This is a genomic window from Enterococcus sp. 125944 (assembly GCF_051909435.1).
Classification (GTDB): Bacteria; Bacillota; Bacilli; order Lactobacillales; family Enterococcaceae; genus Enterococcus_D; species Enterococcus_D gallinarum.
In genome coordinates this window covers 166,600-178,938 of sequence record NZ_JBQASY010000006.1, presented here as the reverse complement: position 1 = coordinate 178,938, position 12,339 = coordinate 166,600, and the positions used below count along the sequence as shown (strand labels likewise).

Annotated in this window: 10 protein-coding genes; all 10 read right to left on the bottom strand. The window is 39.0% G+C overall.

Translation table 11 applies throughout. The features are described from left to right. Positions 1 to 4,128, bottom strand: a 4,128-nt coding sequence (locus tag ACTFWY_RS07730) for a bacterial Ig-like domain-containing protein (RefSeq protein ID WP_439939949.1), incomplete at its 3' end; no start/stop codon positions are given. A gap of 28 nt (positions 4,129 to 4,156) precedes the next feature. Further along, entirely contained in the window at positions 4,157 to 4,882 is a 726-nt protein-coding gene (locus ACTFWY_RS07725; RefSeq protein ID WP_081131622.1) for a LytTR family transcriptional regulator DNA-binding domain-containing protein, read from the bottom strand. Positions 4,883 to 5,486: 604 nt separating this feature from the next. Continuing rightward, a complete protein-coding gene (locus ACTFWY_RS07720; RefSeq protein WP_003126225.1) occupies positions 5,487 to 5,846 on the bottom strand; it encodes a phage holin family protein in 360 nt (119 codons plus the stop codon). Continuing rightward, positions 5,846 to 6,151, bottom strand: a complete 306-nt coding sequence (locus ACTFWY_RS07715; RefSeq protein WP_003126224.1) for a PspC domain-containing protein — start codon at positions 6,149 to 6,151, stop codon at positions 5,846 to 5,848. The genes ACTFWY_RS07720 and ACTFWY_RS07715 overlap by 1 nt, the downstream gene beginning before the upstream one ends. A 51-nt stretch (positions 6,152 to 6,202) precedes the next feature. Beyond that, entirely contained in the window at positions 6,203 to 7,771 is a 1,569-nt protein-coding gene (gene liaX / locus ACTFWY_RS07710; protein ID WP_005471173.1) for a daptomycin-sensing surface protein LiaX, read from the bottom strand. A 408-nt stretch (positions 7,772 to 8,179) separates the two neighbouring features. Next, positions 8,180 to 8,857: a phosphate signaling complex protein PhoU gene (gene phoU, locus ACTFWY_RS07705; protein ID WP_003126222.1), complete on the bottom strand. Its 678-nt coding sequence runs from the start codon at positions 8,855 to 8,857 to the stop codon at positions 8,180 to 8,182. 12 nt (positions 8,858 to 8,869) lie between these two features. Beyond that, entirely contained in the window at positions 8,870 to 9,628 is a 759-nt protein-coding gene (gene pstB / locus ACTFWY_RS07700; protein WP_003126221.1) for a phosphate ABC transporter ATP-binding protein PstB, read from the bottom strand. 31 nt (positions 9,629 to 9,659) lie between these two features. Continuing rightward, complete coding sequence (gene pstB, locus ACTFWY_RS07695; protein WP_003126219.1) at positions 9,660 to 10,466, bottom strand: phosphate ABC transporter ATP-binding protein PstB; 807 nt, start codon at positions 10,464 to 10,466, stop codon at positions 9,660 to 9,662. 13 nt (positions 10,467 to 10,479) lie between these two features. Continuing rightward, a complete protein-coding gene (pstA, locus tag ACTFWY_RS07690) occupies positions 10,480 to 11,364 on the bottom strand; it encodes a phosphate ABC transporter permease PstA (RefSeq protein ID WP_003126218.1) in 885 nt (294 codons plus the stop codon). After that, entirely contained in the window at positions 11,364 to 12,284 is a 921-nt protein-coding gene (gene pstC, locus ACTFWY_RS07685; RefSeq protein ID WP_003126217.1) for a phosphate ABC transporter permease subunit PstC, read from the bottom strand. The genes pstA and pstC overlap by 1 nt, the downstream gene beginning before the upstream one ends. Positions 12,285 to 12,339: the final 55 nt, after the last annotated feature.

The window sequence follows — 12,339 nt, the reverse complement described above, 5'->3', positions numbered from 1 at the left end:
AGCAGAAACAAAATTGTCTTCGGCTAGCCATGTGTCTCCTACATACAATGTGCTGTCTTTTGCTTTGACGCTTGTTTGATCTGCTAAAACTGTGATCGTAGCTACTGCTTCGACTTTCCCATTGCGGTAGCTGACTTCATATTTTCCGGGCGTCGTAGTGTCTACCGTGCCTGTGACGGTTACATCAGCGATTGATACTGCTTTTCCGTCTTTATCTGTAGCGGATACAAAGTTGTCTTCCGCCTGCCAAGAATCTCCCACATAGAGCGTACTATCTTTGGCTACCACGGTTGCTTGATCAGACACGACGGTGATCGTTGCCACTGACTTAGCTGTTCCATTGGTATAGGTCACTTGATAACTACCTACTTTTGAAGTATCAACATCGCCGCTAACAGTTACTTCAGCGATTGACAATGATTTTCCATCTTTATCTGTAGCAGAAACAAAATTGTCTTCGGCTAGCCATGTGTCTCCTACATACAATGTGCTGTCTTTTGCTTTGACGCTTGTTTGATCTGCTAAAACTGTGATCGTAGCTACTGCTTCAACTTTACCATTGCGGTAGCTGACTTCATATTTTCCGGGTGTCGTAATGTCTACCGTGCCTGTGACGGTTACATCAGCGAATGATACTGCTTTTCCGTCTTTATCTGTGGCGGATACAAAGTTGTCTTCCGCCTGCCAAGAATCTCCCACATAGAGCGTACTATCTTTGGCTACCACGGTTGCTTGATTAGACACGACGGTGATCGTTGCCACTGACTCGGCGTTTCCATTTTTGTAGGTCACTTGATAACTACCTGCTTTTGAAGTATCAACATCGCCGCTAACAGTTACTTCTGAAAATGTTACGTTATTGCCTTGTTTGTCCGTCGCAGAGACAAAGTTGTCCTCGGCTTGCCATGTGTCTCCTACATACAATGTGCTGTCTTTTACTGAAATACTGGATAAATCTTTTTCTGGTGTGATTCCAATAGATATCTGGTTACCCGTTCGATTGACTTTTACATCCATACCAGATTGAATATCTTCTGGAACAACATATCCTTCAGGGACTTTTGAAACGTATACCTTGTATTTACCTGTATAAATATCTGTCAACTGTGACTCGCCTACTTGATCAGTGGTGGTGTTGATCACAGTTCCAGTCAACTGATTGATTAACATTAATGAAACTCCAGCAATCTTTTTTGTCGGCCTTTCTGTATCAAAGACATCAAGTAAAGCAGACGTTTTATAGATAATCCCTTCCGAATCACCTGCTGAAAATTGCAGATTTGCGATAGTGGATGTCGCGGTGCGCTTTGCTTCGGACAATGTATCAATCGTCTCGGATGAGATGGTGGCTGATGCAGAAATTTGACCAGCGTTTTGAGAAAGGACGGTATAGCTGATCTCCACGTTCTCCTTAAGCACATAGTTTGCAAAAACCAGCTGAATCTCACCATTAACTTTCTCTACTTTATAACTATCATCAGGAACATTTGAGATTCTGATGGAGTTTGGATCGATTTCTCCATTGGTGTTACCAATAGATTTTAAGCTGAACGTTGGATTTACAACTTTCTTTGTTCCATCATCAATGTTTTTCGTTTTCACAGTGACTTGGGTTACGTTTTTTGCGCTAGTAACTGTCCTTTGACTAATATCGATAATGTCTGTTGCGGTATTAGAGACAGTGACCGTCGATGACCCTTGTTGATTACCATACAGTGGTTCTTTAGCAAATCCCGGTATCAGAATTGATTTCGTTTCCTGCCAACCATTTGCATAATGATAGGCAATGATGTATCTGTGATTAGTTGTCCCAAAATCGAACGTATAATAATTCGTCGCTTCATCATGCGTGATGGTAGGGTAATTCGGATCTGTTTCTTTCATGACTTGCGTATTGTATTGCCCCCGATCCCAGTATTGAGGATAAATCCCGTCCACTTGATCATTGGAGACATCGATAATAGAAAATACGACATCTGTATTCATTGGTACATGTGTTTGTACCTTCAGATCTTTGATGGTATCTTGCCGGGCATTAACTAAAAATTGATTTTTGCTTCCTTGCAACGTTTGTTCTGAATAGTTTTTTCTTCCAGTGGTAACTGTTGTATTGACAGTATCCAAGCCATCCGCTGAGATACTAATCGGAATTTTATCTACTGGGATCCGCGTTGTAGAAACGAGACTGTCTGGCACATAATTAAATCCAATGTCAAATTGAATTGAACGATTGATTGGCGTAATAAAAGTAACTAAGGACCCTCCCTCAACCTTCTCAATACGGTAATCTTGATCAATCTTGTAATAATAGTTCACTTCTGGAACTTTTCTAAGTGTCAAATAATCTGGATGTTCGACGAAGATTTTAAGATTTTCGACAGGTTGTGTTGTGCTTCCTTCAACGTTGACTGAAGTATCATTTGCATAGGCACCATTTTGGTTGTAGTTCCCCCAAGCTGTCTCAGCTGAATTAGGATATAAAACTGAGATTGGTTGTACATAATCATCCCCAATCACTTTGAATTTTTCATTGGGAATCAAAGGAGTCGTGACATTCATGACGATGTCTTTTTGATCAAAAGGAACCGTAAGATGAATCATGGAAAATGCTAGGTTACTGTCTTTGGTTGCCGTCAAGGTCAACATGCCGTTAGAATTTTCGACTTTAAAGTATTCATCTAAAGGTACATTTTGATAAAAAGCATCATTGACCATTAGTTGCTTCACTGTAAGTTCCTGTCCATTTTCAGCGGATATCGTTATCTGCTGTCCTTTTTTCATTTCAGTTGGCATGCCATGTAATGTTAAATAGTAGGATCCCTTTTCATTGGAATATAAATTTCCACCGGCAACAGCTGAATAATACCTTGATGAAATCTCTTTTTCAGTTTGACTTGTTTTTGCCACAAAAGAAATTCCACGGTACTCCCCAGCCGATGGTTCAAGATTTACTGATCCAAAACCGGTGGTTGGATAGTTTTTGTAATAAGAATACTGATGGTCACTAATTTCAGATATGCTCATCGTGAATTGATAGACAACACCATAAGCCTTTTGCTGATCCATTTGTTTGATCTCAACTGCTGTATTTTGTAAGTCATTAGCTGTAATTGTATAATCTGTGCCAGCGACTAGCTCCGTTTGCGTTTCTGGCTTGATATTTCCTTTGATATCTACATCATAGCTATAAACCTTTAGTGGTTGCGATTCTATTTTTTTGAAAACTGCTCCTGGGATGTCAATAAGTTGCAAAGAGAGTGTTTCCGTTCCCGAGAGCTTGCGGTCTAAATTATAATACACTGTACCATCTAGACCAAAAATGTTTTTTTGTTGCTCGTACTTCAATGATTCGACATCTTCATAAAGATCGATCGCATAACTGGTTTTATTTAGATCATCAATTGTCACTTTGATTTGCGGGGTACTTTCTGAATAAAGATAACTCTTTAATTCAAGGGAAAATGTTGCATCGTGGATAGCTTGATTAAAAGTGATCTTTACTTGACGATTGGAACTGTCTACTTGCCAAGTCGCATCGATGCCTTGAATCGTCCCTTGATTATCGGTAAATCCAAGGGTGTCCGGCAAACTAAAAACAACAGTTGTTCCAGCTAAGTAATCTTCGTCAATGATTTCAAAATCCAATTTTAGTTTAACTGGTGTATTATTTAGCACTCTTGTTTCCTGTGTTTGGCTGTACTCCTCATCAGCCATCGTAAGCAGTGTTCCTTTCTTTAAAAGTTCTTGCGCCTTTATTTGTCGATTGGAACGAGAAGCATTTTCTTCTTTCTTAGCTATTTTGGGATCAGTAGAAGATTTGTTGGTTTCAGTTTCTGCAACACTAGAATCTTTTATACCTGATGTTTCCTCACTTTGATCCACTTCGTTCTCTTCACTGGAAGAAGTATCAGCTTCTTCTTGACTACTAGCACTTGAAGTGAATGAGGAAGCTTCTTTTTCAGATGAAGCCAAGATAGGATCTTTTTCTTTGTCTATTTTACTAGTTGTTTCAGCTGGCTGATCAGCCTCAGATGTTTCAGCAATCACCAGTATTGGCGTTGTGATCTGGGTAAGACTCAACGCAATAACAACCATACTTTGTTCTATTTTTTTAGTGATTTTCTTCATTATTCTCCTCCAATTTATATATGTATTTTTAATCAATCGCTTTTCTTATTTTCTTACCCACTTCTAATTCTTCACCGCTAAAAAAAGAAAGAATGTTGTTTGTTCGATCAATTTTCCTGATTTGTCCTGTATTGATAATGTAAGATTTAAACACTTTATAATAAGCGGGTAGGTCCAATTGCTTGATGACTTTCAAGGACATCTCAATGTATTCGATCGACTTCTTTTGGTGAAGAACGATTTGGTTGCGCTCTTCTTTGACCGTTGTGATATAGTTGATTGATTCTGCATCCATAACGATCAATTCTCGTTTGTTTTCAAGCTTTAATAAGTGCTTTTTGCCTAATAATGATTGCTTTACTTCTATTGCTTCAATTAACAAGTTTCTTAGTTGGTGTTTAAACGCTTCTTTTGTATCAATGATCCCTAATGGGCACAGGAGGTTCATTTTTTTCATCTGTATCTTTGAAGCATCTATTCCATAAAAAGCTATTTGACATTTTTTACATTGGCTTCTCAATCTTCCTGCTAATTGAAAACCTCGATCATATCCTTTCATATCAGTGGAAAATAAGAATAAATCATTGATATCGGTAAGGTGTTCATTAATAAAACGCTCAAATTGGTCCGGCAGGAAAATTTCTACTGAAGCACACGGAAGTTGGCATTCTTGGATCGCTTTTTTTAGCCACTCTCCATTAAAAAAATTATCATCTACTACATAAACAGCAAAGTTGCTTAAATTTGCAGACATCTAAGTTCTCCTTTTTTACATCATTTTTAATTGTATTATTAATCAAAAATGCCCGCTTGCACTTTCAAGCGCATTAAAAGAACCTTTGTGCAAAAATTCAGCTGTATTTAAGAACAATATAACTATTCACTTAGTTAGTCGTAGTGGATATTCAGCAAGAATTGTTTCCGTAGATTTTAGAATGGTACTCTAGCGTGGGCGGCTTAACTGCTTAGACTATTCGTTTTAGTGAATAGCTATTAGTCAAAAAAGTGGTGCGATGATACTGCTCGTATTCCCGTCGATCCCCTTCATAAAATACTACTTCTATCAATATTTATCACTGCGAAACAATAACAAATGAAACTAATAGACACGAGTATTTTCACAGATTTTTCTACTCAATTTAACATGACACAGCTAGATGAACATGACAAAAAATGGTTATTTCGAAGAAATAATTGGCGGATTTGTCTTTCTTTTATAAAAAATTACAAAAAAAGATGTTTTACTTTTCTTATTATTACAGTTTGTTTGTTCACATTGTTCTTTAATATTAAAAAACAAAAACATCCACACGTTCTTTCAACATAGCTAGCTATGTTGAAAGAAACGTGTGGATGTTTTATTTTGTATATTTTTCGATATGGTGTTCAGTCACAATCATATTGATCACTGACATAATCAAAGCAACCAGAATCGCTGCACCAAATGAGGAAAAGCCAAAGTTAGCAGCTCCTACAAAAGTTGAAGTCAAATTCAGCATTAAAGCGTTGATGACAAAACTGAAAAGCCCAAATGTCAACAGCGTTAATGGAAATGAGATGATACTCAAGATTGGTTTGATCAACGCATTTAAAATAGAGAGAACAAAGCTGGCTACTAATGCCATCATGATGCTACGTACATGGACCATGTTTGGCAGCAATACTGCCAGAGCAACAAAGGTGAGTGTATTCATTATCAGTCGTTGAAAGTAGGACATTAGAAGTCACTCCAGTCCTCATCCTCGACTTTATCTGCTTCTTTGCGCGGACGATTTGTTTCTTTGTTGTTCGCTTTGTAGTACTGATTGTCGTGTCCATATCCACCAGAGCTTTTGCGTCCAGAAGGGATCAAGATCGCCATGATGACATAAAGGGTGATCCCAGGGAAACCAGCTGTCACTAATGATAGAAAGACATAGATCACACGGATGATCGTTGGATCGATTCCTAAGTATTCTGCTAAACCTCCCAGAGTACCTGTAATCACTACATTATTGGTTGATTTCGTTAATCGTTTGTTCATTTACCTTCACCTTCCTTCTGACAATCTATCTATAGATCTGATGGAATCAGATTATTGTTCTGTGTCTTTGATAAAGACATTCCCAGTCGTTGTTGAAAGATCGACTTGTGCTACTTTATCAGCTACGCGGCGGAATTGCAATAATTGGTTCATACGTTCTTTTTTCTCACGCACGATTTCAAAATTGCTCAGCCGTTGATTGATACTTCCTAAGCTGGTTTTTGCCAAGCCTTCAAATCCAACTGATTGTGGTAATGCTACTTTGACATTTCCGTTGACTGAGCTAGCATTTAATTTTTGTAGTCGGTCTTCTTTGTAAGTGATTCGGATATTCCCGTTCACTAGAGAAATTCCAGTATTTTGTGGTGTCGCGGTAAGAGTAACATCCCCATTGACAGTTTCAATGATAGCATCAAGGATATCTCCATCTTGAACCAAGATATTTCCATTGACACCTTCAATCTCCAACATTGTAGCATCTACTTTGCGGAAATCGATCGTACCGTTGGTTGATTTCGTATAAACATCTCTTGCCACCAATTCGTCAAATGTTACATTCCCGTTCAACAATTTCACTGCAACATGATCATAGGTACGTGTCGGCAGATAGAAAACCAGATCAGCGCGGATACGCTTGTTTGGAATTTGGAATGAAATGCGTTCATCGTCAACATCAATTTGGCTTCGTGCATCAAAAGCATCGAAAGGTGTTGCAGCATCCATTTTACCATAGAGTTTGATTTTAGCATCCACTTTCACACCCGGTTGATCCCACAAGCGGAATTCAACATTTCCGTTTGCTAATTTCACATCGATCAATGTTGCTTCTGTTTCAGCATATTCAAAGGTATGTTCAAATTTCGTTGCTGCTACTCCTGGAACTTTCAGATTGATATCTTTCCATTCCATGTTGTCATTCACTGATTCTGAAACAGCACGAACTGTTTTTTTCAAGAATTGACCAAATTGAGTACCTGCATCAACCATTTTTTCACTGACTTGAGTAAATGTATCAGAGGCTTGTTCTTTCCAGTCATCTGGAATATCAAGTTTTTGGCTGATTTTTTCTTTTGTTTGTGACCATTGGTCTTTGCGAATATTTTTCAACTTCGCATCCAATGTCGCTTTTTCTTCGCTCAAACTATCTAATGAATCTTCTAGAGAAGCGATTGTCGCTTCCGTCTCTTGCCGTGTTGCAAGTTCTTCTTCAGATAATTGATCCAATTCCTCTTTTGTGTTCAATTGCATGAGAACTTCTTGTGCTTCTTTCAGTTCCTCTTTTACACCTTGAATTTCTACATTGATCTCATCTAATTCAGCAGAAGCTTGGTTTGCCTCAGTTGCCAATCCGTCCAAGATTTTTTCAAGATTTTCTTTATCTTGTGCTTCATTTTGACGAAGTTTTTCTTCACCATCAAAAGAAGCTTCTTCTTTCTCGTGGGCTTCTTCAACTTCTTCAAAAAAGTCATTATTTGTCTTATCAGCGGATACTTCAGCTGCAGCTTTGTTGATTTGATTCTCGTCTTTGGCTTTTGCCATTCCTTCCAGCAAATCCAATGCTTCTTCTGTAGAAAGCACACCTTTTTTCACTAAATCCAATACACGTTCTCTTTCGTTCATGGAAATTGCCTCCTTCAGCAAATTTTTGTTTGCAAGTTTAGCTTACGAACCTATTATGCCTGTTTTTCCGCAAACTGTCATAGGTCTTAAGTACCAAGTTTTTATCAATCCGAAGTTCTTTCAATAAAAGAGTAATTGTTCTGCTTGAAATCAGAGAAGATGATTCTTTGTGAAAGGAAAACTTGTGCTTATCAGCTTTATCTAAAAAAACTACAAAAAAACTGTACTACAGAAGAACAGAATAGCGCAAGAATAACCTCACACGTTTTCCAATAGTTTATCCATGATCCCAGATCAATGATACGCTATTTTTCATCTCTCTTCTTACAGTACAGTCCGTACAATAACAATATACATTCATGTGAAAGCTGATGAGCTAAATCTATATTTTGAACAAAGATATGCTCACTACATCAGCTCAGAACGATTACTATTTAACTCACTGATCTTACCAGTAGCCAAATAAACGATCCATTCGCAAATATTTGTGACATAATCACCAATCCGCTCGAGATATTGGGCCACAGAAAGATAATCCGTACCACTGACAACTGTCTCAGGATTGGCTTTCATGCTATCGATCGTTTTATAATAGATATCTCGATAGTAATCATTTACCCGCTCATCCATTTGTGCAATCATCCGGGCGTCTTCTTGGTCCGTTTTTACATAAGCGACCAAAACATTGTCCACCATTTTTTTGACATAGTCAGACATATCGGAAATTTCTTTCTCAATCTCTGCAATTCGGGTCTCGCCTTTAACACGAATCGTTGACTTTGCGATAGATACCGCGTGATCTCCCATTCGTTCCAAATCGGAACTAGCTTTCATCACAGTGATGATCATTCGCAAATCAGTCGTTACAGGTTGTTGCAAGGCAATCATTTCGAAACTTTTCTTCTCAAGTCGAACTTCCATATTGTTGATTGCTTCATCGTTTTCTATTACTTCTTGAGCAATCTCTTTATCATGCTTCACATAAGCACGAACAGATTTATGGATCGCACTACTTACAAGCATCCCCATTTCATAAAATTGATTGTGAAGATTCAGTAATTCTTCTTCAAATTGTGTACGCAACATTGCTTTTTCCTCCTAACCAAATCTTCCTGAAATATAGTCTTCTGTTTCTTTCTCCCTCGGACTTAAGAATACTTTCTTGGTATCATTGAATTCGATCAAGTTGCCATCTAAGAAGAAGGCTGTTTTGTCAGAGATTCTTGAAGCTTGAGACATGTTATGAGTCACAATGATCATTGTGTATCGTTCTTTTAGTGTCAAAAGGGTATTTTCGATTTTACCTGATGAAATAGGATCCAACGCACTGGTTGGTTCATCTAATAAAATGATTTCCGGATCGACAGCCAATACTCGGGCAATACAAACCCGCTGTTGCTGGCCGCCAGACAAAGAAAGCGCACTTTGATGAAGCTTATCTTTGACATCATCCCATACTGAGGCAGCTTTCAAGCTTTCTTCCACGGTTTTATCGAGAATCTCTTTGTCTTTGACACCCTTTAATTTTAACCCATAAATAACGTTTTCGTAAATCGAAAAGGGAAATGGATTCGGTTGTTGGAAAACCATACCGATTTCTTTCCGTAAATCTACTGTATCTTGTTGCGGACTGTAGATGTCTTTTCCTTTATATACGACACTCCCTGTGATCGTGACACCAGGAATCAAATCATTCATCCGATTCAACGAACGAAGATAAGTCGACTTGCCGCAGCCGGAAGGACCGATCATTGCAGTAATTTCTCCTTTATTGATGGAAAGATCGATTCCTTTTAGTGCTTCTTTTTTTCCATAATATAAATGCAGATCTTTTGATGTGATAATTTCTTCTGCCATTTCTTAGCCTCCGTTTACTGATCGGATCAGATTAGCCAAAGTGACCTGATACATAATCTTCTGTTGCTTGGATTTTAGGACGCGTGAATATTTTTCGTGTGTGATCATATTCAATTGCATTTCCCAAGTAAAAGAACGCGGTATAGTCACTGATCCGTGCAGCTTGCTGCATGTTGTGCGTCACGATAATAATCGAATAATCTTGCTTTAAGTTGACCAATGTTTCTTCAACCGTTCCGGTAGAGATTGGATCTAGCGCACTCGCTGGTTCATCCAAAAGTAAAATATCCGGCTTCATAGCGATGGCACGAGCAATACACAGACGTTGTTGTTGCCCCCCGGACAATGCTAAAGCACTTTTATCCAGGCTGTCTTTGACTTGATCCCACAGAGCGGCTTGTTTCAAACTTGTTTCAACGATCTCGTCTAATTTCTTCTTGTTCTTTTCACCATGACGACGCAAAGCAAATGCGATATTGTCATAAATTGATTTACTGAAAGGATTTGGACGTTGAAAAACCATACCAATCCGTTTGCGCATTTCATAGACATCGACTTCTTTCGTATTGACATCGACACCCTTGTACATAATTTGACCCGTTACTTTCGTATTCGCAATACCATCGTTCATGCGATTCAATGAACGAAGATAGGTCGATTTCCCACAACCAGAAGGTCCAATCAATGCGGTAATTTTGTTTTTTTCAAATTGCAGATCGATTCCTTTGATCGCTTCATTCGTTCCATACCATACGTGCAGATCATTTGTATAAAGAGCGACGTCTTCTGGTCGATCAAAGGTAATGATATTGCGTTCTTCCCAATTATAATCATTCATACAGTGATTCTCCTTATGCTGACGTCATTTTCTTATACAATCGTTTACCGATTGCACGAGCGCCAAAGTTAAACAATAGAACAGCGATGATCAGGACAGCTGAAGCGCCAGCTGAAACTTGGATTCCATCAGGCATCGTTCCTTCTGTATTGATTTTCCAAATATGGACAGCCAATGTTTCCGCTTGTCGGAAAATGCTGATCGGGCTGGAAACACTCAGCGGGTTCCAATTTGAAAAGTCTAACGCTGGCGCACTCTGACCTGCGGTGTAAATCAATGCTGCGGCTTCCCCGAAAATACGTCCTGAACTTAGGATCACACCAGTCAATATCCCTGGTGTTGCTTCAGGAACGATGATTCGCATGACTGTTTCCCAGCGTGACAATCCAAGCGACAACCCAGCTTCACGCTGTGTATAGTGGATGGCTTGCAATGATTCTTCTACATTTCTTGTTAGTAATGGTAAGTTGAAAAACGTTAGTGCTAGGGCTCCTGAAATAATCGAGAATCCGTAACCGAATTGGATAACGAAGACTAAAAAACCAAAAAGACCGACTACAACTGAAGGCAACGAACTAAGAATCTCAATCGATGTTCTCACTACATCTGTAAACCAATTCTTTTTCGCATATTCGGATAAATAGATCCCGGCACCTAATGAAATCGGGAAACTAATGATCATTGTAACCAATAAAAGATACAATGAGTTGAATAGCTGAATCCCAATCCCACCACCTTCTTGATAAGCTTTGGAAGGTGAGGTCAAAAATTCCCAACTAATATGAGGAATCCCTCGTACTAAGATATAAAGCAATAAAGAAGCCAAAATCAAAACAATGATTCCTGCTACAGCATAAAGCACACCAGTCGCAATTTTATCTGAGCGTTTTGCATTCATTATTTCAACGCTCCTTTCTTACCAATCAATCGAATCACAATATTGAACAATAAAGACATTAATAATAAGATCAGCGCTAATGACCATAGCACGTTATTTTCAACAGTCCCCATGATCGTATTTCCGATTCCCATCGTTAGAATCGATGTCAATGTTGAAGCAGGTGTCACCAAGCTAGACGGCATCAATGCCGCATTCCCGATCACCATTTGGATGGCCAATGCTTCACCAAATGCCCGAGCCATTCCAAAGACGACAGCTGTTAAAATCCCTGGAACTGCTGCCCGCAAAACAACTTTGTAAATCGTTTGCCATCTTGTTGCTCCAAGAGCAAGTGAGGCTTCGCGATAGTGTCTTGGGACTGCTCGCAACGCATCGACAGTCATTGTCGTCACAGTTGGCAAGATCATGATAAACAGAACAAATGTCCCTGCCAGAATCCCAAAACCAGTACCGCCAAAAACAGAACGGACCGCTGGAACAATCACGGATAGTCCGATAAATCCGTAAACAACGGATGGGATCCCCACTAGTAACTCGATAACTGGCTGCAAAATCTTTTCACCGTTGCGAGGGGAAACTTCTACCATAAAGACAGCTGCACCAATCGCAAATGGTGTTGCGATAATCGCTGATAAGAAAGTTACCACAAATGAGCCGACGATCATCGGCAATGCGCCGACAAGCGGCTGTCCATCTGGACCAACAGCACTAGGGTTCCATTGTGTACCAAACAAGAAATCAAACACATTTACTTTATCAACGAAAAACGTGGCAAGCCCACGACTTGCTACAAAATAAAAAATTGAAATCACAACCAAAACGATCAATGCGATACAAAGAAAACTAATGAGCTTTCCCCGCTGCTCCATTTTTGCTCGCTTAGATTTTTTCGTTAACACTTCTTTTACATTTTCCACGAGGGATTCCTCCTCAAAAATCAAACTAAATTCACAAATATTAGTTTATCGTTCG